Source organism: Dactylosporangium sp. NPDC049140 (assembly GCF_040648435.1).
In genome coordinates, this window is the sequence record NZ_JBEZDS010000017.1 from 112,882 (window position 1) to 136,566 (window position 23,685).

A 23,685-nucleotide genomic window follows, 5' to 3' on the forward strand; every position below is an offset into this window, starting at 1 on the left:
GATGTCGTCGAGGATCCACGAATCGATTCGGCGCGGTCCGCGGCCCACCCTGGCCCGCGGAAACCGATCAGCAAGGCCAAACCCGCGACGCCGGCCGTCCCGGAGGACGCCGGCGTGTCATGCCTGGAGGCTCGATGTACCGCAGATGTATTCGTACCTTGGCAGCGCTCGCCGTGCTGGCCGGCGTCACCGCGATGAGCCCGCACGCCGCGTCGGCGGCCACCGTGACCATCAACCCCGGGACCGCGTGGACCGATACGGCCGGCAACCGCCTGCAGGCTCACGGCGCCGGCATCTTCACCGTCGGATCCACCTACTACATGGTGGGCGAGGACAAGACCGCCGGGTCCACGTTCACCGCCGTCGCCTGCTACTCCTCGACCGACCTGGCGCACTGGACCCGGCAGGCCGACGCACTGTCCCGCCAGGCGAGCGGTGACCTGTCCGCCGGCCGGATCGTGGAGCGGCCGAAGGTGCTCTACAACAACACCACCGGCAAGTACGTGATGTGGATGCACATCGACAACACCTCGTACAACGACCAGCGGGCCGGCGTCGCGGTCAGCGACACACCGTGCGGGCCGTACACCTACCTCGGGGCAACCCGACCGCTCAGCCATCCGAGCCGGGATCTCGGACTGTTCAAGGACGACGACGGCACGGCGTACATGATCCATGAGGATCCGGCCGCCGGGATGCGGATCGAGCGCCTTTCCGCTGACTACACCAGCGCGCAGAGCACCGTCGCCACGTTCCCATCGCTGGAGTCGCCGGCGATGGCAAAGGTCAGCGGTCGCTACTTCCTGCTCACCTCGCACCTCACCGGGTGGTCCACCAACGACAACGTGTACGCGACCGCCACCTCCCTCGCGGGGCCGTGGAGCGGGTTCAGCAACTTCGCTCCAGCGGGCACCCGCACCTACGATTCGCAGACCTCATTCCTGCTGCCGGTGACCGGCAGCGCCGGCACCAGCTACGTATACATCGGCGATCGATGGAACGCCTCGAACCTGAACGCGTCGCTGCCGGTATGGCTGCCGATCACCCTCACCGGCACGGGCACGGCCACGCTGAACTGGTACGACTCCTGGGGCATCGACACGAGCACCGGCGCCGTGACGCTTCCCACGGGCGGGAGCCGGCTCGTCGGCAGCCAGTCCGGCCGATGCCTCGACATCACCGGCGCCTCCCAGGCCAACGGCACCGCCGCCGAGCTGTGGGACTGCAACGGCGGCGCGAACCAGAGCTTCACCGCGACCGCCGCCGGTGAGCTGCGGGTGTACGGCAACAAGTGCCTGGAGGCCCGCGGCGCGGGCACCGGCGCGGGCACCGCGGTGGACATCTCCGACTGCACCGGCGGCAACCATCAGAAGTGGACGCTCCCCGGCGACGGCACCGTGGTCGGCGTCCAGTCGCGTCTGTGCCTCGACGCGAGCGGCGGCGGCACCGCCAACGGCACGAAGATCATCATCTGGGCCTGCAACGGTGGCGCCAACCAGAAGTGGGCCCGCAGCTGACACCCAGGACGCACGGGATGCGCCCTCAGGGCCGGCGGCCGGCCGCCGCCGGCCCCCGGGGGCGCGTTCGTCCGGGTCGGACGATGCAAGGCGACGGCTGCCGGCGGTCGTACCGCTCGACGCTCGCACTCTGCTCAGTGGCGAGCCGGCCGTGGCGCCGGCACAGGACCGTTACCGTTGCCCCGTCGGCGCGCAGGGCCGGTGGAGCCGCGCACCACCAGCGGGGCGACCGGCTCGGGCGCCGGCGCGGGAAGCGAGCGCCGGTCCGCCATCAACCGCAGCAGCAGGTCCATGCCGGCCCGGCCGGCCTCCTCGCCGGGCCGGCCGACGGTGGTCAGCGCCGGGCTGGCCAGTCCCGCCGGCAGGATGTCGTCGAAGCCCACGACGCTCATCCGGCCGGGCACCTCCACCCCGCGGGCGCCGAAGGCGTTGAGCAGGCCCAGCGCCATCACGTCGTTGTAGGCGACGACCGCCGTCACGCCGGCCCCGAGGACCTGGTCGGCCGCGGCGACGCCGCCGGCGAAGCGCGGCTCGACGTTGCCGCACTCGACGAGCCCGACGCCCGCGGCGGCCGTGGCGGTGCGCAGCAGGCGCAGCCGGTCGCGGTTGAACCAGGACGCGCGGGGGCCGGCCACGTACGCCACCCGCTCGTGCCCGAGCGCGACGAGGTGCGCGACCAGCTGCCTGATGCCCTCGCCGTTGTCGGTCGTCACCGACGGGATCCCGGCGGCCCGCCGGTTGAGCATCACCATCGGCGTCTCGCGGGCCAGCACCCGCAGCTGCGGCTCGCCGGTGCGCGGGGAGCACAGCACGACGCCGTCGACCTGCTCGACGAGAGCGCGGACGCGGTCCGCCTCGACGGCCGGGTCCTCGTCGGTGTCGGTGAGGAAGACCCAGTGGTCCGATTCCCGGGCGCGGGCCTGCACCCCCTTGACGACGGCGGCGAAGTACGGGTTGAGCAGGTCGGGCACGAGCAGCCCGACGTTGCCGGTGCGCCCGGTGCTCAGTGCGCGGGCCACCCGGTTGGGGCGGTACCCGAGCTCGTCGGCCGCCCGTTCGATGCGCCGGCGGGTGCTCGGCGGCAGCAGGCCGGAGCCCGCCAGCGCCCGGCTCACCGTCGACGCCGAGACGCCGGCCGCCTGGGCGATGTGCTTGATCGTTACCGCCATGGCTGTACTCCCGAAGGTGTCCGAAGAGGAGCCCGGGCGGGCGGCAGCGGGGCGCCGACCCGCGGCCGCCCGCCCGGACGATCAGGCGACGGTGACCCTGAGGATCCGGTCGGAGCCGTTGCCGGCACCGCCGTTGTTGTCGCAGTTGGTGGTGCTGAGCCAGAAGGCGTCGGCGCCGGGGACCTTCGTAACGGTGCGCAGCCGGCCATAGGTGCCGACGTAGTAGGCGCTCGGGGCGCCGGTGCTCTCGCCGCCGAGGATGGGGATGCGCCAGAGGCGTTCGCCACGCAGGGCGCCCATGTACACGACGTCACGCACGATGGCGATGCCGCTGGGAGACGCCTCGTCGACGGACCATTGGCGTTTGGGGTTCTCCATGCCGGCGACGCTGCAGGTGCCCTCGCACGTGGGCCAGCCGTAGTTGAGGCCGGGCTTGATGAGGTTGAGCTCGTCGAACATGGAGTTGCCGAACTCCGCCTCCCACAGGCGGCCCTGGGAGTCCCAGGCAATGCCCTGGGGGTTGCGGTGACCGTAGCTGTACACCAGGGTGCCGAACGGATTGCCGGGGGCGGCGGTGCCGTCGGTCTTCATCCGCAGGATCTTGCCGTTGAGGGAGTTCTTGTTCTGCGCGTTGCTACCCGTCTGCGCGTCACCGGTGGTGGCATAGAGGTAGCCGTCCGGGCCGAACGCGAGCCGGCCGCCGTTGTGGTAGCGGTTCTTCGCGATGCCCGTCACCAGGGTCGTGTAGCCGGTGAGCGACGTGCCGTTGTAGGTCATCCGGACGATCCGGTTGCCCTCCGCGGCGGTGTGCATGAAGTACACGAAATGGTTGGTGGCCCAGTTGGGGTCGAACGCGACGCCGAGCAGTCCGCCCTCACCGTTGGTGGTCACGACGTTGGGGACCGTGCCGACGAGGGTCTTCGTGCCGCCGGTGGTGTTGAGCTTGTACACCCGGAACTGGCCGGCGGCGACCTTGTCGTCGCGCTCGGTGACCAGCGCCGACTGCCCGTCCGGCGCGAAGTAGGTCCCCCAGGGGATGGTCCAGCCCGTCGAGTACGTCGAGACGGCCGACGGCACACCGCCGCTGCACGAGCCGGTGGTGAAGCTGACCGTGTTGCTCGGCGGCGACACGTGACCGGCGAGGTCGCGGGCCACCACGTCGAGCGTGTACGGCGTGTTGCAGGCCAAGGTCGTGACCGCCGTCGCCGTCGCCGGCGGGTGGCCCCCGACCGACGCCACCACGGTGGTGCCGACCCGGACGTCGTAGGCGACGACGCCCACGTTGTCGCTCGAGGCGCCCCACGACAGCGCGACGCTGCCGTTGGTCACGTTGGAGAACGTGAGGCCGGTGGGCGCGCTCGGCGCCTGGGTGTCACTGCTCTGCAGCGTGGTGCAGACGGCCTGGGCGCTGGACAGTGACACGTTGCCGGCGGCGTCGCGGGCGAAGACCGACAGCCGGTATTGGGTGTCCGGGGTGAGTCCGGTCAGGGTCTTGGCGGTGCCGGTGCCGGCCGACTGCGCGAGGAGGTTGCCGTCCTGGTAGATGTCGTAGCCGGTGACGCCGACGTTGTCGGTGGAGCCGCCCCAGGACAGGTCGATGCTGTTCTCGGTGATGTTCGCGCAGCCGGGCTGCCCCGGCGTGCTGGGCGCGGCCGAGTCGCTCTGCCCGGTGACCCGCAGCCGGTCCAGGTTCGGGCCGCCGTTGGCCGTCGTGGCGGTCCCGCGGACGGTGTTGGTGCCGGCGTTGAGCGATACCGAGATGGTCTTCTCGGCCCAGGTGTCCCAGTCGGTCGTGGCGCCGAAGGCCAGGTCCAGGGCGGCGGAGTTGCCGTTGACGGTGATGTCCAGCGGCCGGTTGACCGTGGTGCCGTTGGCGTACCGGAACGTCAGCTGCGCGGTACCGGTCACCGCCGCGCTGACCTGGAACTCCACATAGGACCCGGCCACGTTGGTGTAGTCCACGAAGCCGGTGCCGGTGTAGCCGGTGTGGTTCGTGGCGACGGTGCCTTGCGAGACGGTGGCGGTCTCGGCCTGGTAGTCGGTGAACGCCGCGGCGACGCTGAAGTCGACGTAGTCGAGGTTCGGGTTGCCCAGCGCGGTGGTGGCGCTGATCCGGATCTTGTTGGTTCCGGCGTTGACGTTGGCGGTGACGGTCTTGTCGGCCCAGGTGTCCCAGTTGGTGGTCGGGTCGAACGCGGCGGCCGCGGCCACGACGGTGCCGTTGACGCTGATGTCGGCGGGCCGGTTCGCGGTGGCGCCGTTGGAGTAGCGGATGACGAACGTGCCCGGGCCGGCGTTGGCCGCGGTGACGGTGCATTCGAGGTAGTTGCCGACGGCGTTGTCGCCGTTGGCGAAGCCGGTGCCGCTGTAGTTGGCGTGGTTGGTGTCCACGGTGCCGGCCGGCATGGTGCAGCCCTCGGCCTCGTACCGGGCCGACGCGGCGCCGGCGGCCGTCGCGACCGCCATCGGCAGTATCAGCAGCAGCCCGGCCGCGGCGGCCAGAACGGGTCTTCTCATCGGTCCTCCACTGACTGGCGGTCGAGGTCGGGACCGCCGTCGGCGGTCGTAACGGTCGGGTGGTCGACCGGGGCCGAGCCGCCCACCGCGTCGAGGTAGTCCAGGTTGGGGTTGCCGCCGGCGGTGGTGGCGGTGATGCGCACGGTGTTGGCGCCGGCGTGTACCGGTGCGCTGAGCGTCCTGACCGCCCAGGTGTCCCAGTTCGCGGTCGGCGGGAACGAGGCGCCGGCCGCCAGCGTGGTGCCGTTGACGCTGATGTCGGCGCGCCGGTCGATGGCGGTGCCGTTGGCGTAGCCGATGCTCAGGTTCACGCTACCGGCGGCCGGCGCGGCAAACGTGAACTCCACATAGGACCCGGCGACGTTGTCGCCGTTGACGAACCCGGTGCCGGAGAAGCCCGCGTGGTTCGACTCGACCACGCCCTGGCCGATCGCGGCGGCCTCGGCCTCATGGCGATTCGGGTCGGCGTCGCCGCGCGACACGCGGTACATGACCACGCCGTGCCCGGGCACCGAGGCCCCGATCGAGCCGGTGGTGGTGCGCGTTGCCTTCGACCACAGGTCCTTGAGGCGGTAGCTCGGCGACCCGGTCAGGCCGATCGCGGCGGCGGTGGTGCTCACCGTCGCCGCGGTGGTGTTCTCGTTGAGCAGCACCACGGCGCGGTCACCGTTCGCGAGCACCTTGTTGTACACCACGAGCCCACCACTGGCCGAGACGATCGAGCCCTGCCGGCCGAGCGCGTCCTGGTCCACGGCGATCACGTCGGTGTTCTTCAGGGTGGCCAGCGTGGTGCTCGACACAGACCGGATGTCGCTGCCGATCAGCAGCGGCGCCGCCATCTCCGCCCAGAGGCTGAAGTGGGCGCGGTACTCGGCATCGGTCATGCCCCCGTTGCCGACCTCGAGCATGTCGGGGTCGTTCCAGTGCCCGGGGCCGGCGAACTGCGCCAGGTCGTCGTTGGTGTGTACGCGCGAGATCATGCTGGACCAGTTGTCGCTGATGTCGCCGGTGGTGCGCCACAGATTGCCGACGTCGGCACCCCATTCCCAGACCTTCGGCGGACCGGTGCGGCCCCACTCGCAGATGCTGTACACGATCGGCCGCCCGGTCCTGGCCAGCGCGTCGCGCATCGCCGAGTAGCGGGTCCGGGCGTCGACGTTCTGGTTGTTGCAGTTGTCGTACTTCAGGTAGTCCACGCCCCACGACGCCCACAGGTCGGCGTCCTGCTGCTCGTGGCCGAGGCCACCGGGAAATCCCTTGGTGTTGCACGTCTTCGTACCGGCGCTGGAGTAGATGCCGAACTTCAGGCCATTGCCGTGGACGTAGTCGGCCAGGTACTTGATGCCGTGCGGGAACCGGGCCGGGTCGGCCACCAGGTTGCCGTTGCCGTCACGCGACGGCAGCGCCCAGCAGTCGTCGAGATTGACGTAGGTGTAGCCGGCGTCCTTGAGGCCGGCGGACACGAACTTGTCGGCGACGCCCATGACGAACGCCTCGTTGAACGTGGCCGTGCAGCCGGTGGTGTTCCAGTTGTTGAAGCCCATCGGCGGCGTGCGGGCGAGCCCGTTCTCCAGCGCGGCGGCGGGCTGCGGGCGGGCCAGCACGGTGGCGGCCAGCACCGCCAGCGCCAGCGTCAGCGCGGGCAGCGCCGTCAGCGGTTTACGCATGCTGTCTCCTCGATTCCGGGCGTCAGGCGGCGGCGACGACGTCGAGACGGTCCAGGTTCGGGCCGCCGCCGGCGGTGGTGGAGGTGAGCCGGATCAGGTTGGTGCCGGCGTTGAGGCCGGCGGTGAAGGTGGTCGTCGCCCAGGTGTCCCAGTTGCCGGTGCCGGCGAACGTCGGCGAGGTGGCCACCGTGCCGTTGACGGTGATGCTCATCGGCCGGGCCGTGGTCGTACCGTTGGCGTAGCGGACCGTGACCGGCGCGGGGCCGGCGGCCGCCGCCGTCACCGCACACTCCACATAGGAGCCGACCTCGTTGGTGCCGTTGACGAACCCGGTGCCGGTGAAGCCGCTGTGGTCGGCGTCGACCGTGCCGTGGAAGACGGTGCAGCCCTCGGCCTGGTACTGCACGCCCGTGGCGGTCGAGCAGTTCTGGCTGGACGCGGAGTCCGCGTTGACGCGCAGTGCGAGGCCCGCGGTGTTCTGGCTGTTCTTCACGCAGTAGCCGGAGACGGACTGGAAGCCCATGTCGTACGGGCCGTTGGCGGTCCGTTCGGCGGTGAAGCCGTCGAAGGTGAGGTTCGCCGCGCCGTTGGCGATGACCGCCGGCCGGCCGTCGCCGGAGGCGAAGTCGACCGAGCTGTTCGTCCAGGTGATGTCGTGTGCGTTGTGGACGTACCAGCCGTAGGCCGGGCGGGTGCCGATGCTGTTCGGGTTGTAGTTGCCCGGGTCGTTGCTGGGTACGCCGGTGCCCGTGGTGCCGTTGCCGCCGGGCACGGTGATGTGCACGTTGGTGAAGTGCACGTCGGAGATCCGGTTACCGCCGGACTCGCCCCAGATCGTGGGGCTGAACGCCGGGCCGGCGCCGGTGGCGGTGATGTCGTCGTAGGTGATGTTGCTGATGTGGCCGACGCCCGGGCTGTTGCCGCAGCGTTTCCGGGTGCCGATCTTCTGCATGATCGGCGATCGCACGCCCGTCATCGTGATGTCGCGGTAGTGCACGTCGCTGATGTTCGCGCCGTCCATGGACACCATGCCGAGCCCGGACTTGTCCGCGCCGGTGATGTTGATCCGCTGGAAGTTGTAGTCGGTGAAGTCGCCGCACGTCTCGGATCCGAACATCAGCGCGTTGCAGCACTGCGCGGACAGGTGCGAGTCGGTGACGGTGACGTGGCCGTTGGGCAGCTTCGCGCCGAGGGCGAAGTCGCTCTTGAACACGAGCGCGTCGTCGTTGGCGGCGATGTCCGCGTTGGTGACGGTGACGTTGGAGGCGCTGATGACGTTCCAGCCGTCGCGGTCACCGGCGGTGTCGACGTGCAGGTGGTCGGAGGTGATGTTGTTGCAGTTGTTGGTGAGGATGGCGAAGTGCCCGCCGCGGCGGAACGTCACGCCGTCCAGCCGCAGCCCGTCGCAGCGGGTCAGCGAAAGGATTTTGTCCGCCTCGCCGGAGCCGGGGTTGCCGGTGATGAGGTTACCGGCCCCGTCGATCGTGCCGGCGCCGGTGATGCCGATGTTGGTGAGGCGGTCACCGTAGATCATCGCATCGTGGAAGTGGCTGTGGCCGTAGTCCTGGTAGCTGTCGTTCGGGTTGGACTCGGCCGCGTCGTAGGTGTCGGCGCTCGAACCTTGGATGGTCGATCCGGCGTCGAGTTGCAGCGTGACGTTGCTCTTGAGGTGGATCGTGTGCTTCGACTTGTAGTTGCCCGACGGGAACTGCACGGTGCCACCGCCGGCGCTGCTGGCCGCGGTGATCGCGGCGTTGATCGCCGGGGTGTCATCCGTGGAGCCGTCACCGGTCGCGCCGTAGCTGCGGACGTTGTACGTCGCCGCGTACGCCGCGGCCGGCGCTGCGAGCATGGCCGCGACGACGGCGAGCACCGCCGCGACCTGAGCGAGTCTGCGCATGTCGTTCCCCGCCTCCCAGTTGGACGCCGGCTCAGCCGGTGTGGTCGAGGTAGTCGATGTTCGGGTTGCCGGCGGCGGCGGTGGCGGTGATGCGTACCGCGTTGGCGCCGGGACGTACCGGCACGCTGAGCGTCCTGACCGCCCAGGTGTCCCAGTTCGCGGTCGGCGGGAACGAGACGCCGGCCGCGACGACCGTGCCGTTGACGCTGATGTCGGCGGGCCGGTCGGCGGCGGTGCCGTTGGCGTAGCCGATGCTCAGGTTGGCCGTGCCGGCGCCGGCGCTGTTGACAGTGAACTCCAGGTACGAGCCGGCGACGTTGTCGCCGTTGACGTAGCCGGTGCCGGAGTAGCCGGTGTGCGTGGCCTCGAGCACGCCCTGCGAGATCGTGGCGTTCTCGGCCTCGAGCCGGCCGGGCGGCGGCGGTACCGCCGCGCCCGCGTAGTCCGAACCGACCCACGCCTCGTCGATGCGCAGCCGGTTGTTGCCCTGGCTGTTCACCTTCTCCAGGCGGAGGTGCCGGGCGGTGGTGCGGGGCAGGTCGATGAATTGCACGCCGCGCGCGTTGGGCAGCGTGCCGGACTTGACCTGCGTCCAGGTGCTGCCGTCGTTGGAGGTGTAGACCCGGTAGTCACGGATGCGGGCCGACCCGGTCGCCGGGAACACCGTCGAGTCCTCGCGTTGGTTGACGGCGACGTACTGGATCGGCCTGGCGGAACCGAGATCGAACTGCAGCGAGGCGGGCTGGGTCGTACCGGCGTCCCAGTAGGTCAGGTAGTTGCCGTCGGCGGCCGCGGAGGCGGCGTGCCCGCCGGTGGAGGCGCTCGCGCTCATCGTGTAGGTCGACGGCGGGATGATGCCCTCGCGGCCGCTGGTGACGACCTTGAAGACGGTGTCGTAGGTGTCCCAGCTCGAGACGCCGGTCAGTGTCAGGCTGCCGCCGCTCTGGCCGAAGGCGACCGCGGCCCCGGTGCGCAGGTTGGTCACCGACGAAACCCGGTAACCGTTGTCGCGCACGGACAGCGTGCTGCCGGTCGGGCGGTCGGTGACGTGGATGTACTGCAGGTTGGGGTCGGTCCGGCTGATCGTGGTGACGCCGTAGGCGCCGTTGTTCCACGCGCCCGGCTTCAGGCCGCCGTACATGTACCCGCCGCCCTCGGTGCCGTGCAGCGACGGCCAGATCGGATCGAGGTAGCCGTTGGCGAAGTTGTTGAAGCTCGTCTGGTTGGACGGGAACTTCCCGTTGACCATCGCGGTCTCGGCCATCAGCGACTTCACCGACGAGCCGGCGTTGGTGATCATGCGGCCCAGCGTCAGCTTGTTGTCGACGGCCGAGTTGCTGCCGTCGTACCACCAGGCGCCGGTGGACGGCAGCTTGTAGTCCGCCTCGATCAACCGCGGCGCCGCCGTGTACACCGCCTGCGGGTAGTCGTAGGACGGCGTCATGCCGGTCTTCTGCTCGTTGCTGATCATGTCCATGATCGGCGTGTCTTCGTTGTTGTTGCTGATCGTGTAGCTGGGACGCTGCTGATAGATCTGCTGGTAGAGGTTGTGGTCCAGCCAGTACTGGTTGTCGTTGTCGATCCAGAACCCGCCGAGGTCGGGGTAGCGGTTCATCACCTCGAAGAACAGGTCGTAGCTGTACTCCCCGAAGCCGTCGCGGCTGGTCAGGTCCACGTTGTGGCCGGCGTACGACGAGAACGCACCGGAGTCGAGCCAGCTCTGCCCGGACGACAGGCCCTGGTTCCACCACTGTGGATCGTCGGTCATGTAGAGGATGGTTCGCATGTTGGCGGCCTTCGCCGCGGCGATGGTCTCGCCGAGGAAGTCGCGGTTGGTCTTGCAGCTGCCCGGGATCGCCGACGGCCAGGGCCGGGCGTAGCCGAGCCGGCTGTGGAACGTCGCGAGGACCAGGTACTGCAGGTGCAGCTTCTTGGCCTCGTTGACCCAGTAGTCGGCGCTCCAGCCGCCGTTGGTGACGTCGGCCTCCCACTGGCTGCAGCTGGTGTGCTGCGGTGACGTGCGCTCTCCCCAGTGCAGGAAAAGCCCGCCGACCGAGTCGCGCAGGAACTGCTGGCGCGGGTTCTGCAGATCGGCATGCGCTCCGGGCGCGTTCACGACGATTACGGACGCGGCGGCGACGAGCAGCGCACCGAGCCAGACGCTGATCCTTCGTCTCACCTCTCCCCCTCTTTGTGCAATAGGTAGGATCAATTAGGTTTCCTTGCTGTTTCGCGGAGTGTAGCCACCGGGCATACCGTGGCGGAAGGCCCACGCCTCCACTCAATTAATCCGATGAATCCTGAGATCAACCCTTGACCCGCATCGATGCACATCGGTATGTTGGCCGGCGCGCCGGCCAAGGAGGCGACAGGCGTTGTCCAGCGGGCCGGGAGAGGAGTTCCGCGTGCGCAAGTACCTTGCGGCCACACTCGTCGCGGCGCTGGCCGGGGGCGGCATCGCCGTCGCCGGGCCGGCGTCCGCGGCGTCGACGGTCTACGAGGCCGAGCAGGCCACCGTGTTCCACGGCACGGTGGACGCCGACCACAACGGCTACACCGGCACCGGCTTCGTCAACAGCACGAACGAGACCGGTGCCTACGTGGAGTTCGCGGTGCACGCCACCACCCCCGGCCGCGCCGGGCTGATCCTGCGCTACGCCAACGGCACCACCGCCGACCGTCCCGGCGCGGTCGGCGTCGACGGGGCGGTCGCCGCGACGCCGGCGTTCACCAGGACGGCGAACTGGGACACGTGGGCCGCCACGACGGTGACCGTGACCCTGGCCGCCGGCACGAACCTCGTGCGGGTGACCAGCACGACCGCCGGCGGCCTGCCCAACCTGGACTCGCTCACGGTCTCCGACGGCACGGCCGGCGACACGGACTGGTCCGACGCCCTCGTCGACTCGACCATGCGGCGGTTCACCCCGACGAGCATCGGCGGCTGGAGCTACCCCGTCGCGCTGTTGCTGATGGGGCAGTACCAGGTGGCGCTGCGCACGACCGACCCGGCCCGCCGGGCCGCGCTCATCGCCTACATCCGCGCGTGGGCGGACCGCTTCGTCGACAGCTCCGGCCACATCTCCAACAGCTTCACCAGCCTCGACAGCATGATGCCGGGCCAGGTCATGATCGCCATGTACCGCGAGACCGGACTCGCCAAGTACCGCCTGGCCGCCAAGCAGATCCACGACCGGCTCGCGCCCGGCGGCGGCTACCCGGCCACGAGCGACGGCGGGTTCTGGCACGCCACCAGCTCCAGCCGGGCCCATCAGCTGTGGGCCGACGGCACGTTCATGGCCGATCCGTTCATGGCGCAGTACGGCCACTACGTCGGCGACAGCGCCCAGTCCTACGACATCGCCGCGAACCAGCTGGTCGTCTACGCCGGTCACCTGCAGCAGCCCAACGGCATGCTCAAGCACGCCTACGACGAGTCCCGGGCGGCGTCCTGGGCGGACCCGGCGACCGGACTGGCCCCCGAGTACTGGTGCCGGGCCGTCGGCTGGTTCGGCGTCGCCTCCGTCCAGGTGCTCGACCTCATTCCACCCGACCACCCGCGGCGCGCCCGCCTCATCTCGATCCTGCAGAACCTGGTGCGCGGCATGGCCGCCTACCAGGACCCGGCCAGCGGCCGCTGGTTCCAGGTCGTCGACAAAGGCGGCCGCAGCGACAACTGGACCGAGACATCGTGCTCGGCGATGTTCACCTACACCGTCGACGCCGCCGTCAAGCGCGGCTACGTCCCGGCGTCGTACCAGTCCACAGTGGACGCCGGACGGACCGGCGAACTGGACCGGATCTCCCTGCACGACGACGGCCTGACCTACCTGACGACCATCTCGATCGGCACCAACGTCGGCGACTACGCCTTCTACGCCGGCCGCACGCAGGCCACGAACGACCTCCACGGCCTGGGCGCCTTCCTGTTCTTCGCCGAGGAATCGTTCCATTGAAGTGATGCCCTCCGATGTCTTGCGCCGCACACGCCCGGTCGCTACCGTCTCAATTAATTGATAGGCAGACTTCCTAACAGTTCGTGCGGAGCGCCGCCGCCACGGCCCCCCGGATCTGCCCAGCCCTACCTCGCATGGAGGAGAACTGTGGGACGAAAGCTCAGGACCGCCCTCGTCGCGCTCGTCACGACGTCGAGCGCGGTCGCGGTGACGCTCCTGTCCGCACCGGCGGCGCACGCCGCGAGTGGCCCGAGCGCGAGCGCGCTGCTGGCCAAGGTCAAGAACTGCACCGTGGCCTCGCACGGCAAGTACGCCACCGACGACGGCGAGGCCTCGACGGTGAACATCTGCAAGGCCGGCTCGGCGTTCTTCTGGAAGTCCGACCTGGATATCGACTGCGACGGCGTGCGCACGTCGAAGTGCAACGAGGACACCGACCCGTGGTACCAGGACCAGACGTCGTTCGAGACCTCGAAGGGCCGTCCGTTCCAGGCCGACAGCACGCGCTACTTCGTGATCCCGCTGCCCAGCTCCCGGTTCGACTACACGGCCAGCGGCATCAAGCCGGGCAGCGTCGCCGCGGTCATCTACAACAACAAGGTCGTCTACGCCGTGTTCGCCGATGAGGGCCCGAACAACATCATCGGCGAGGCGTCCTACGCGACCGCGAAGGCGCTGGGCATCAACGCGGACCCGGAGAACGGCGGCGTCGACTCGGGCGTGACGTTCATCGTGTTCCCGGGCAAGGTGCCCAGCCCGATCGAGTCCAACAGCGCGATCGACAGCAAGGGCATCGCCGCGGCGAACGCCTTCGTCAACGGCTGAGACAACCGGTCGGGTGGCGTCCCGTGGCCACGCAAGCCACGGGACGCCGCCGTCATTCGGCGGGTGGGCTGCGGCCGTCGATCTGGGTCCGCACGAACTGCTCCATGCCGGCCACATGCACCGCGGCCCGCAGCCGGGCCAGCTCCGGGTCCCGCGCCCGCAGCGCGGCCAGGATGGCGCGGTGCTCGTCGAGCGTCTGCCGCGCCGCGCCCTCCTCGGCCAGTTCCCGCCACCGCCGCGCCCGCATGGTCTGCCCGGACAGCAGCTCGGTCAGCGACGCCAGCACCGGGTTGCCCGACGCCTCGACGATGAGCCGGTGGAAGGCCCGGTCGTGTTCGAGCAGCGCGTCGGTTCGGCCGTCCTCGACGAGCCCCGCGGCGTCGTCGAGGATCTCGGCGAGCCGGGCCAGGTCCGCCTCGCCGAGGCGGACCGCCGCCTGGCTCGTCGCGTGCGACTCCAGCGCCCGCCGGGTCTCCAGCAGGAACAGCTCCGAGCTGTCCTGGTGCAGGTCCATGGTGATCGCCAGGGAGCCGAGGAGCAGGTGCGGCTCCAGGCTGGTGACGTAGGTCCCGTCGCCCTGCCGGGTGTCCAGCACGCCGATCATCGTCAGCGACCGCACCGCCTCGCGCAGGGTACCGCGGGACACGCCGAGCTCGGCGGCCAGCGCCCGCTCGATCGGCAGCTTGTCGCCGGCCCGGAGGCGGCCGTCGAGGATCATCGTCCTGATCGCCCCGACGGTGTCGTCGCTCAACGCCATGGCGCACCACCCCCAGGCCGGACATCTTATGCTTTGTCCGGCCGGATGCGGGGCAGCGCCCGGCACCGTTGCGTCAGCCAATGTCCTCCTCCATTCACAGAGCCGGGTCAGCCCTTGGTGGCACCGCCCGTGAGCCCCTTGACGAAATGTCGTTGCAGGGCGAGGTAGAACCCCAGGACCGGCAGCGTGGCCAGGAACATCAGCGCGAAGACGGAGCCGAAGTCCGACTGGTACTGCCCGATCGCGCGGTACACGCCGGTGGTGACGGTGGTGCCGCGGCCGGGGCCGAGGATGATGAGCGGGTCGATGAAGTCGTTCCAGATCCACACACCGAGGAAGATCATCACGCTGGCACTGGCCGGGCGCAGCAGCGGGAACACGACGCGCCAGAACACCTGGGCGCGGCCGGCGCCGTCGATGGTGGCGGCCTCCTCGAGCTCGACCGGAATGGTCCGGACGAAGCCGGCGAAGACGAACATGCCGAACGGCAGGTAGTAGCCGACGTTGAACAGGATCAGGCCTTGGACGGTGGCCATCAGGTGCCCGGCGCGCAGCACGTCGGTGATCGGGATGAGGATCACCTGCGGCGGGATCATGAGCCCGGCGAGCAGCACCAGGGTCAGCGCCCGGGCCCAGCGGCTGCGGGTGCGGGCGACGTAGTGGCCGAGCATCGCCGAGAGCACGACGAGCACGACCACGGAGACCGCGGTGACGACGACGCTGTTGGTGAGGCTGACCCAGAACAGGTGGTCCGGCCGGGTCAGCACGGCGACGATGTTGTCCAGCGTCGGCGGCCGGGGCAGCGACGCCGGGGCGGCCGAGATCTGGTCGCCGGGCTTGAACACGTTGGTCAGCACCAGGTACAGCGGCACGAAGAACACGGCGGTGACGGCGAGCGCGGTGACCGGGCGCAGCCAGGGTATGCGGTCGTTCACAGGTCGATCTCCCGGCGTCGCAGGATCCGCAGGGCGACGGCGGTGGTGACGCACACGATCACGAGCATGGCGACGGCCATCGCCGAGGCGTAGCCGACGTGGTTGGCGTCGAAGCCGGTCTGCAGCACGTTGAACGCGATGGTGGCGGTGGTGCCGGCGCCGGGGCCACCGTTGGTGATCACCTTGATGTAGTCGTACGTCTTGAACGCGGAGATCAGCAGCACGACCGTGTTGATGGTCAGCGCGGGGGCCAGCAGCGGCCAGGTGACGGCCCGGAACCGGTGGAACGCGCCGGCGCCGTCGATGGCGGAGGCCTCCTGCAGTTCCACCGGGATGCCCTGCAGGCCGGCCAGGTAGACCACGACGCAGAAGCCCAGCATCTGCCACGAGATGATCGACGCCACGGAGTACAAGGCGAGGCCGGGGTCGGAGAGCCAGTCGGGTGGGCGGTGGACACCGAGGGCCCGCAGGGCCTGGTTGAGCGGGCCGGCGGTGTCCAGCAGCCGGGTCCAGATGACGCTGACGACGACCGAGCTGACGATCATCGGCGTGAAGAACACGCTGCGCATCGCGTTGTAGAACTTGCCGGAGCGGTCCAGCAGCAGCGCGACGAGCAGCCCGAGCAAGTTGGGCACGATGACGACGATCAGGGTCAGGATCGTGGTGACGCGCAGTGCGGTGAGGAACTGCTCGTCGTGCAGCAGCATCCAGTAGTTGTGCGCGCCGACGTAGCGGGTGGGCGGGTTGAACGGGTTGGCGTTGGTCAGGCTGTAACCGAAGCTCACCGCGATCGGGGCGAGCACGAAGCAGGCGTACACCAGCACCCCGGGCGCTGCGAAGCCCGCGAAATGGGCGAGGTCCGCCCGGCCTGGACCGCGCCGACGCCGATTGCGGCGCGGTCCAGGCTCGTGCGCCGCCGGCTCCCGAACGGCGGCCGACCCCGAGTGTGTTGCGGTGCGCAGCGGCATCTCAGCTCGCCTTGGCCCACTCGGCGTCGAGGTACGCGGCCGCATCGGCGGCGGTCTTCCGCCCCGTGATCAGGTCCTGGGCGGCGGCGTCGACCTTGGCGGCCAGGCCCGGCAGCAGCCCGTCGTCGGCGGTCTCCCAGCGGAAGGTGTGCACCACCGCGTTCGCGGTGACGGCCTGCTGATACAGGTCGTAGCCGGCCTTGTACAGCGCGCCGGTGTCGGCCGGTGGGGTGTAGCCCTTGATGGCCGGGATCAGCCCGTCGGCCTTGACCGAGGCGTCGAGCTGGGTCTTGTCGAGCTGGAAGGCCAGCGCGAACTTCTTGGCCGCGTCGAGGTTCGCCGCCTTGGCGCTGACGATCATGCCGCCGCCGGTATAGGCGGGCACGACCAGCTTGCCGTCGGCGGTGGGGAAGTTGAACACGCCGATGTCGAACGGGTGCTTGCTGTCCCCGCTGGCCGCGAACCAGTTCCCCATCGGGTACATCGCGCCCTTGCCGTCCAGGAACGCCTGCTCGGTGGCCGCGTAGTCCCGCGACACGTCGGACTTGGCGATGTAGCCCTGCTGCGCCAGGTTCGCGAACTTGGCCAGGGCGGCGGTGAAGTCCTGGTCGGCGAACTTCACCTGGCCGGCCCGGCGCTTGGTCAGCCAGTCCGGCGTCGTGCCGTACACGTCGACGCTGATGATGCCGGCCAGGATCATCGACGAGGCGAAGGTGTCCTTGCCGCCCCCCACGACGAACGGCGTCACGCCCTTGGCCTTGAGCTTCGCGGCCGCGTCGAGCAGTTCGGCCCAGGTCTTCGGCGTGGCGGTGATGCCGGCGTCGGTGAACATCCGCTTGTTGTAGTAGATCGGCGGGATGGTCTGGGTGTTGGCCGGGAGCTGGAAATACTTGCCCTTGATGGGGTTCGCGGTCGGGAAGACGAAGTCCTTGAGCTCGCCGGGCGACCAGGCGTAGAGGTTGCCGGCCTCGGCGAACCCGGCCGGCGAGACGGCGATCATCACGTCGGGGAACTGCCCGGACTGCAGCAGCTGTTTGGCGTAGTCGGTGCGACCGTCGGCGGTCGGCGCGACCAGCTTGTTGACCTTGATGTCCGGGTATTTGTCGGTGATCCGCTTGATGGCGGCGTCCCAGTAGGCCGGCGTCAGGTTCGGCGTCTCGAAGGTCAGGAAACTGATGGTCTTCGTCCCGGAACCGCTGTCGGCGCTGCCGACGCTGCAACCGTCTACCGCGGCACCGGCGAGGAGGGCAACCGCGGTGCCGAGCGCCTGCCGTCGTGTCAGAGATGGCATGTGGGGTGTCCCTTCCGAACGCGCAAGAGGGGGGCGGAACCTCGAATGAACGCGCGTACATTTCTCAGCGAGCGGGACGCTACGCCGCGCAGTCGACTCCGTCAATGGGACAGAATCGGGCGGTTGACGGGCTTCGGCCGGGGAGCCGATACTGACGGGCGGCTCGATGTACACGCGTTCAGCGGTCTCGAAAGGATGGGCGATGGCCACGAGCGAAGAGGTGGCGCGCCTGGCCGGGGTGTCCCGGGCGACGGTTTCGCGCGTTCTGTCCGGCACGGCGAGGGTCAAGGACGCGACCCGGCTGCGCGTCGAGGCGGCCGCGGCCCGCCTGGGTTACCAGCCCGACGTGGCCGCGCAGAGCCTGTCCGGGGCCCCGTCGAAGACGATCGCCCTGGGCTTCTTCGCCAACGACGTCTGGACCCTGTCGCAGCTGACCCGGCCGCAGTACCACTTCCATCTCGACGTGCTGCACCACATCGAGGCGGCGGCCGCCAAGGCCGGCTACGACCTGCTGGTCCCGTCACGCCCCACCAGTACGGCCAGTGACAGCTACGTGCGGCTGCTGCGGTCGCGGCGCGTGGCCGGCACGATCATGGTCGCCTGCCCCCCGGACGACGTGCGGATCCAGGCCCTGGTCGAGTCGCGGCTGCCGACCGTCTTCGTCGACGCGGTCGGCACCGGGCCGCACGCCACCTACGTGGCCTCGGACAACGCCGACGGCGCCCGGCAGATCACCGAACACCTCCTCGCGCTCGGGCACCGCCGCATCGCCCGGGTCACCGGCACCGAGACCGACCCGTCCGGCCGCGACCGGCTCGCCGGTATCCGCGCGGCGCTCGGCGCGGCCGGCGTCCCGGAGGACCCCGGCCTCGCCCGCCGGTCGGACTGGTCCACCGAGGGCGCCTACCGCGCCGCGCTCGACCTGCTCGAAGCCCGCCGGGACTTCACCGCCGTCATCGCCGAGAGCGACATGATGGCCATCGGCATCCTCCGCGCGATGCACGAGCACGGCCTGCGGGTGCCCGACGACGTATCGGTCACCGGCTTCGACGACATCGACCTGGCCGCGTTCACCCTGCCGCCGCTGACCACGGTCCGGCAGGACACCGACGCCATCGGCACCGCCGCGGTCACCACGCTGCTCGACGTCATCGACGGCGGGACGCCGCCGCCGATCCTGCTGCCCACCGAGGTCGTCGTCCGGCGCTCGACCGCGGCGCCGCGCGCATGACCGCCCCGGCCCGCCCGGCGACGAGCGTGTCCCGGCCCATCACCGGCGGGCTCGCCACGGGTGTCTGGTGCCTGTCCACCCCCAACAGCAGCTACGTGCTCGCCGTCGCCGCCGACGGACGGCTCCTGCAGCGGCACTGGGGGGACCGGCTCGGCGACGTCGACTCGGCCCGCCTCGGCGAGGCCGCCGCCGTGCCGCCGTACGAACTGCCGCTGGAGAGCCAGGAGCCGCTGCCGGTCGACGGTGGCCTGCGCTGGGGGCCGCCGTCGCTGCAGATCGCCTTTCCCGGCGGCGTGCGCTCCCTCGAGCTCGAGCTCGTCGGCGACGCCGTCGCGGCCGAGCCCGGCGCCCACCGGCTCGACCTGGTGCTCGCCGACACGCGCTTCCCGCTCCAGGTCGTCCTGCACCACCGCGTCCGCGACGACTCCGACGTCATCGAACGCTGGGTCACGCTCCGGCATACCGCGGACAGCGGCGAACCGCTGCGGATCATCCGGGCCGACTCCGGCAACTGGCTCATCCCCCAGCTCGGCGACTACCGCTACAGCGTCGTCAGCGGCGGGTACTCGGCCGAGGGTCAGCTGCGGCGCGGACGGCTGCCCGACGGGGAGTACCGGCTCACCAGCCGCACCGGCATCACCGCGCATCACGCCAACCCCTGGATGATGATCGACGACGGCACGGCCACCGAGGCGCACGGCTCGGTGTGGAGCGTGGCCCTCGCCTGGAGCGGTTCCTGGCGCCTCACCGCCCACCGCCTCTTCCAGGGCCGCGCGGCGGTCAGCGCCGGGTTCGGCCACGACGGCCTCAGCTGGCCCCTCGACCCCGGCGCCGAGCTGACCACACCGCCGATCCTCGGCCTGTACACCGGCGGCGGTTTCGGCGCGGCCAGCCGCGGCTGGCATCAGCACGCCCGCGCCCATGTGCTGCCCCACCCCGGCGAGGACCGGCCGGTGCTGTACAACTCGTGGGAAGCCATCGAGTTCGACGTCGACGAAGCCGTGCAGCTGGACCTCGCCCGCCGCGCCGCGGACCTCGGCGTGGAACTGTTCGTCATCGACGACGGCTGGTTCAGCACCCGCACCAGCGACCGTTCCGGCCTCGGCGACTGGTGGCCCAACCCCGGCCGCTTCCCCGGCGGGCTGGCCACCGTCGCCCGGCGCGTCCACCGGCTCGGCATGCGGTTCGGCGTCTGGGTCGAACCGGAGATGGTCAACCCCGACAGCGAGCTGTACCGCGCCCACCCCGACTGGGTCCTGCACTTCCCGCGCCGGCGCCGCGACGAGCTGCGCCGCCAGCTCGTGCTCAACTTCGCCCGCACCGACGTGCGGGCCTGGGCCCTCGACTGGCTCGACCGGCTCGTCGCCGACAACGACGTCGACCACCTCAAGTGGGACATGAACCGCGGCTTCAGCCAGGCCGGCTGGCCCGAACGCGGCGACGCCCAGGACTGGCTGTGGATCGACCACACCCGCGGCGTCTATCAGGTCATCGACGAGTTGCGCGCCCGGCACCCGGCCCTGCGCATCGAGTCCTGCGCCGGCGGCGGCGGACGCCTCGACTTCGGGATGCTCGCCCGCACCGACCAGGTCTGGCCGTCGGACAACACCGATGCCTACCAGCGCCAGTCCATCCAGCACGGGCTGAGCCAGCTGTACCCGGCCGCCGTCATGTCGGCCTGGGTGACCGACAAGCCGTACAGCCACGACGAGCAGCGCAACCAGTACGCCTACCACGTCGCCATGGCCGGCGTCCTGGGCATCGGCGGCGACCTGAACACCTGGACCGACGCCCGGCACGAACAGGCCCGCCGCAACATTGTCCTCTACAAGCAGATCCGCGCGATCGTGCAGCGGGGCGCGCAGTACCGCGTCGGCGATCCGCCCGGCGCCGGCCTCACCGCGATCCAGTACGTGCTCGGCGCCGAGTCCGTCCTCTTCGTCTACCGCCCGCACGCCGAGGTCGCGCCCGGCCCCGACGCCCTCCGCCTCGCCGGCCTCGACCCGGACGCCGCCTACACCGACCCGGACACCGGAGCCGTCGCCGCGGGCCGGACCCTGATGTCCGCCGGCCTGCCGATCGGCGGCCGGCTGCCCGCCGGCGACTGGGCCAGCGCGGTGATCCGCCTCAACCGGACTGCTCCACGGCCGCGAGCGGGCTGATCTCCTCCCCGTGGGCGCGCGCCGCGAACCCTATCAGCCGCTCGGGAGGCGGGGGCCTTCGTCGCAACCCCTCACCCCGCGTCCACGAGCTCGTAGGGCGGCACGAGCACCGTCCGGGCGCCCGGGTTGCCGCCGAGGACGACCGGGCGCCGGGACACGTTGTTGCTCAGGTCGGTCTCGACCAGGCGGTGCGCCGGGTTGGCGGCCACTTCGACCCAGTAGTTGCCGTTGGGCAAGGCGGTGATGTCGAAGGACTGGCCGGGCAGGTCCTGACGGTAGGTGTCGCCCGAGCCCGCGTCGAGGACCTCCCGCAGCGACGCGACCGTACGCCCGCCACAACCGACCCGCAGGTCGGTACTGGCCGGTTGCCAGTTCGCGCCCGGCACGGTCAGGTCGATCGGGTCGGTCGAGGACAGGCAGAAGCCGGTCTTGCCGCTGTCGGCGACGGGACGGTACTGCAGGTCGAGCAGCCGATAGGCCGCAAAGTCCGCGAGGTGCCAGTGCCGGTGGCCGTCGCGCTCGTCCCACTGCAGGACCCCGGCCGGGGCCCAACCGGCGGTGTGCCCGCGGTCGTCCAGGAAGAACTGGTACGCGTCCATGGCACCGGCCTCCTCCCACCGGAATCCTCGATGACCAGCGGAGCCGGCCCGGCGTTCCACACGGTGGCGAAGAACGTCAGGTGGTCGCCGCCGTCGTCGTGCGTGACGCTCATGCCCCCGGCCGGCAGCGCACGCAGGTCGGGCCGGTCCGCGGCGGGGACCACGGCCGGGCCGGAGGGCCGCGCCGGGTTCGCCCGCAGCGGGGACACGGCGGCCGGCCCGGATCCGCCGGCCGGCGGCGCTGCCGGCCCGTCGACGACGGTGAGCGCGACGCTGGCGCTCGCCTTGTCGGCCGGGATGCCGAAGAGGTCGCGGTAGCGCTGCGCGATCTCGATCCGGGCCCGGTACGCGCCGGGCGGCAGGTCGACCGCCGCGCCCACCGGGTCGTGGACGGAGGCCGACCAGCCAGCCTGAATGCCCCACACCGCGCCGAGGGCGAACGGGTTGGTGGAGCACCGCAGCGGGTACGGCGACGAGCCGGGCGCCGACGGCCGCCGCCGCACGGGCCGGTGGCCCGGGCAGAACGTCGTCTCGAGCGTGCGCACGGTGGCGCCGCCGCCGTCGGCGATCGTCACCCGCACGAACCCGGGCAGCCCGGCGAAGTTCCGCACCAGCCCGTCCGGCAGCGCCCGGTCCCGGCCGTCGTCCCGGCGGACGGCGGCAACCGGCTCGGCGTAGGAGCGGCGGGCCGCGCGGATCACCAGCGGCGCGCCATCGGCCACCAGGTGCACGTCAAGGTCGAGGTCGACGCCGGACGCCCCCTGGCGCTGCAGGGTCACGGCGGCCGAGGCGGCGACCAGCGCGAGACGCGGCCCGCCCGGCGCGGCGGTCCGGCCCGGCGTGCACGCGGCCGACAGCAGCACAGAGACCACCAGCGCCCAGCCCGGCCGAGCGTTACGCAGAAGCGATCCACATCGGCTTGTGGCTGTCCGGCTGGGCCGGCAGCCACATCGGCTTGTGACTGTCGGGCTGGACCGGCTGCAGCCCGGCCGGTGCGGGCGAGAGCTGCGGGCCGTCCAGCCAGATGGACGCGTCCCCCGCAGTGGTGACGGCCTGGGCCGGCATGATCGTAGCGGCGGCCAGCAGCGCCGCCCGCCCCGTCGCGGCCCCACGACTACTCGCTGCCGGTGGGCCGATCTACTCAACAGCGTGGTGGTTCGCGCACGACCGCAGCTGATGGGCAGGCCGCCCCGGGCCGGTGGACGCCGGGCGGGCCGCGGCTCTCGAATCGGGCTCAAACCAGCACCGGGGCCCGGCACAAGGCGTTGTGGCCGGCGCCGGCGCGGTGATGACGGCTCGGCTCAACCGGCGTTCTGCCCCGGGATCACATCGAGGCGCCGGCCCATCTCGCGTTCGGACGGCCGCCGCAGCCGGCTGTTGACCCGCCGGAACAGCATCTCGGCGTGGATCGCCGGCCAATCGCCCGGCAGGAACTCCCGCGGCAGCCGCGGATCATCGCGCACCGTCTGCAGCCAGTCCGTCGTCAGCACGACGCGCCGGCTGACCGGGTCCGCCGGCGGCGCGCCGTCATTGTCGAACGGCGTCCAGCGCGCGGCGAAGCCGGTGTACCTGGCCGCGAGCGCCGGCAGGTCGTAGGCCTCGGCAATCAGCCGCGCCGGTTCGGTCGGGCCGACCGGCGCGGCCTCGAACGCGCGCACGTACTCGCCCAGCTCCGAGTCCTCCAGCACCACCGCAAGATCGACCCGGCGCGGCGCCACCCAGAGCCCGGCCTGGACCATGCCGAAGCCCGCCCACTGCAGACGCGAGCGGAGGTCGTGCCGTTCGCGCTGCCAGGATTCGGGCATCGAGAACCCGACGACGGTCCAGGTGCCGTCCCAGTGCCGGGTCACGATGTCGCCGTCCTGCACCCGGCTGCGGCCGTCGAGCATGATGCGCCGCCCATGTTCGGTCGGGCCGAAGTATGCGCGCCGGCCCCGCACCTCGCGGCGCAGCAGATCGCGGCGAACCATCCGCGTCAGCGTCGCCCGCGCCGCGTGCTCGCCGATGCCCACGCGACCGAGGACGTCCAGGACGCTCCCGGCCGCGACGAGGACGTCGCCGTCGAGTGCGTAGTCGCCGAAGAAGGTCAGCAGCACCGACTGCGGGCGCAGTACGACCGCGGCGGTCACCTGTGCGACCGCCGGATCGGTCGTGACGGCGGCAAGGTCGTTGACGGTCACGCCGACAGGCT

19 protein-coding genes are annotated in these 23,685 nt (G+C 70.9%); 7 read left to right on the forward strand and 12 right to left on the reverse strand.

Features of this window, described 5'->3' with window-relative positions; all coding sequences use genetic code 11:
- The first annotated feature begins 158 nt into the window (after window positions 1-158).
- Window positions 159-1,517, forward strand: coding sequence for a ricin-type beta-trefoil lectin domain protein (locus AB0B76_RS26755; protein WP_360380367.1), 1,359 nt, complete (start codon window positions 159-161; stop codon window positions 1,515-1,517).
- Window positions 1,518-1,651: 134 nt separating this feature from the next.
- On the opposite strand, the gene AB0B76_RS26760 is transcribed toward AB0B76_RS26755, so the two are convergent.
- The 5 genes from AB0B76_RS26760 to AB0B76_RS26780 all read right to left on the reverse strand — a co-directional run bounded on the left by AB0B76_RS26760 (window position 1,652) and on the right by AB0B76_RS26780 (window position 10,949).
- Window positions 1,652-2,686 carry a LacI family DNA-binding transcriptional regulator gene (locus AB0B76_RS26760; RefSeq protein WP_360380369.1) on the reverse strand — a complete coding sequence of 345 codons (1,035 nt, stop codon included), beginning with the start codon at window positions 2,684-2,686 and terminating at the stop codon, window positions 1,652-1,654.
- A gap of 81 nt (window positions 2,687-2,767) precedes the next feature.
- The gene (locus AB0B76_RS26765; protein WP_360380372.1) at window positions 2,768-5,203 is read right to left on the reverse strand and encodes a PQQ-dependent sugar dehydrogenase; all 2,436 of its coding nucleotides are present in this window, start codon (window positions 5,201-5,203) and stop codon (window positions 2,768-2,770) included.
- Window positions 5,200-6,870 (reverse strand): carbohydrate-binding protein, encoded by a 1,671-nt coding sequence (locus AB0B76_RS26770; protein WP_360380375.1) that lies wholly within the window; start codon window positions 6,868-6,870, stop codon window positions 5,200-5,202. Before AB0B76_RS26770 ends, AB0B76_RS26765 begins: the two co-directional genes overlap by 4 nt.
- A 22-nt stretch (window positions 6,871-6,892) precedes the next feature.
- Window positions 6,893-8,770, reverse strand: coding sequence for a glycosyl hydrolase family 28 protein (locus AB0B76_RS26775; protein WP_360380377.1), 1,878 nt, complete (start codon window positions 8,768-8,770; stop codon window positions 6,893-6,895).
- Window positions 8,771-8,801: 31 nt separating this feature from the next.
- On the reverse strand, window positions 8,802-10,949 hold the full coding sequence (locus AB0B76_RS26780; RefSeq protein WP_360380379.1) for a discoidin domain-containing protein: 2,148 nt from the start codon (window positions 10,947-10,949) through the stop codon (window positions 8,802-8,804).
- A 226-nt stretch (window positions 10,950-11,175) separates the two neighbouring features.
- Here AB0B76_RS26780 and AB0B76_RS26785 point away from each other — a divergent pair, with 226 nt between their 5' ends.
- Complete coding sequence (locus AB0B76_RS26785; RefSeq protein ID WP_360380381.1) at window positions 11,176-12,726, forward strand: glycoside hydrolase family 88 protein; 1,551 nt, start codon at window positions 11,176-11,178, stop codon at window positions 12,724-12,726.
- Between the two features lie 147 nt (window positions 12,727-12,873).
- Window positions 12,874-13,551 (forward strand): glycoside hydrolase family 75 protein, encoded by a 678-nt coding sequence (locus tag AB0B76_RS26790; RefSeq protein WP_360380384.1) that lies wholly within the window; start codon window positions 12,874-12,876, stop codon window positions 13,549-13,551.
- Window positions 13,552-13,603: 52 nt separating this feature from the next.
- On the opposite strand, the gene AB0B76_RS26795 is transcribed toward AB0B76_RS26790, so the two are convergent.
- From AB0B76_RS26795 to AB0B76_RS26810, 4 genes are all read right to left on the reverse strand, one after another.
- Window positions 13,604-14,308, reverse strand: coding sequence for a FadR/GntR family transcriptional regulator (locus AB0B76_RS26795; RefSeq protein ID WP_360380387.1), 705 nt, complete (start codon window positions 14,306-14,308; stop codon window positions 13,604-13,606).
- A gap of 107 nt (window positions 14,309-14,415) precedes the next feature.
- Window positions 14,416-15,243: a carbohydrate ABC transporter permease gene (locus AB0B76_RS26800; RefSeq protein WP_360380389.1), complete on the reverse strand. Its 828-nt coding sequence runs from the start codon at window positions 15,241-15,243 to the stop codon at window positions 14,416-14,418.
- Window positions 15,240-16,046, reverse strand: coding sequence for a sugar ABC transporter permease (locus AB0B76_RS26805; RefSeq protein ID WP_360380392.1), 807 nt, complete (start codon window positions 16,044-16,046; stop codon window positions 15,240-15,242). The genes AB0B76_RS26800 and AB0B76_RS26805 overlap by 4 nt, the downstream gene beginning before the upstream one ends.
- A 166-nt stretch (window positions 16,047-16,212) precedes the next feature.
- Window positions 16,213-17,502 carry an extracellular solute-binding protein gene (locus tag AB0B76_RS26810; protein WP_360380394.1) on the reverse strand — a complete coding sequence of 430 codons (1,290 nt, stop codon included), beginning with the start codon at window positions 17,500-17,502 and terminating at the stop codon, window positions 16,213-16,215.
- 202 nt (window positions 17,503-17,704) lie between these two features.
- On the opposite strand from AB0B76_RS26810, the gene AB0B76_RS26815 reads away from it, so the two are divergent.
- Together AB0B76_RS26815 and AB0B76_RS26820 are read left to right on the forward strand one after the other, a co-directional pair.
- Window positions 17,705-18,733: a LacI family DNA-binding transcriptional regulator gene (locus tag AB0B76_RS26815; RefSeq protein WP_360380397.1), complete on the forward strand. Its 1,029-nt coding sequence runs from the start codon at window positions 17,705-17,707 to the stop codon at window positions 18,731-18,733.
- Window positions 18,730-20,895 carry an alpha-galactosidase gene (locus AB0B76_RS26820; protein ID WP_360380400.1) on the forward strand — a complete coding sequence of 722 codons (2,166 nt, stop codon included), beginning with the start codon at window positions 18,730-18,732 and terminating at the stop codon, window positions 20,893-20,895. Before AB0B76_RS26815 ends, AB0B76_RS26820 begins: the two co-directional genes overlap by 4 nt.
- Window positions 20,896-20,966: 71 nt before the next feature.
- Here AB0B76_RS26820 and AB0B76_RS26825 read toward each other — a convergent pair whose 3' ends face one another.
- The gene (locus tag AB0B76_RS26825) at window positions 20,967-21,365 is read right to left on the reverse strand and encodes a lysyl oxidase family protein (RefSeq protein ID WP_360380562.1); all 399 of its coding nucleotides are present in this window, start codon (window positions 21,363-21,365) and stop codon (window positions 20,967-20,969) included.
- A 159-nt stretch (window positions 21,366-21,524) separates the two neighbouring features.
- Between AB0B76_RS26825 and AB0B76_RS26830 the strand changes: the two genes are divergently transcribed.
- On the forward strand, window positions 21,525-21,812 hold the full coding sequence (locus AB0B76_RS26830) for a hypothetical protein (RefSeq protein WP_360380402.1): 288 nt from the start codon (window positions 21,525-21,527) through the stop codon (window positions 21,810-21,812).
- A 129-nt stretch (window positions 21,813-21,941) separates the two neighbouring features.
- Window positions 21,942-22,172: a hypothetical protein gene (locus AB0B76_RS26835; protein ID WP_360380405.1), complete on the forward strand. Its 231-nt coding sequence runs from the start codon at window positions 21,942-21,944 to the stop codon at window positions 22,170-22,172.
- A 216-nt stretch (window positions 22,173-22,388) separates the two neighbouring features.
- Here AB0B76_RS26835 and AB0B76_RS26840 read toward each other — a convergent pair whose 3' ends face one another.
- Both AB0B76_RS26840 and AB0B76_RS26845 read right to left on the reverse strand, forming a co-directional pair.
- Window positions 22,389-22,559 carry a hypothetical protein gene (locus tag AB0B76_RS26840; protein WP_360380407.1) on the reverse strand — a complete coding sequence of 57 codons (171 nt, stop codon included), beginning with the start codon at window positions 22,557-22,559 and terminating at the stop codon, window positions 22,389-22,391.
- Window positions 22,560-22,795: 236 nt separating this feature from the next.
- On the reverse strand, window positions 22,796-23,674 hold the full coding sequence (locus tag AB0B76_RS26845; protein ID WP_360380409.1) for a PaaX family transcriptional regulator C-terminal domain-containing protein: 879 nt from the start codon (window positions 23,672-23,674) through the stop codon (window positions 22,796-22,798).
- Between the last annotated feature and the right edge of the window lie 11 nt (window positions 23,675-23,685).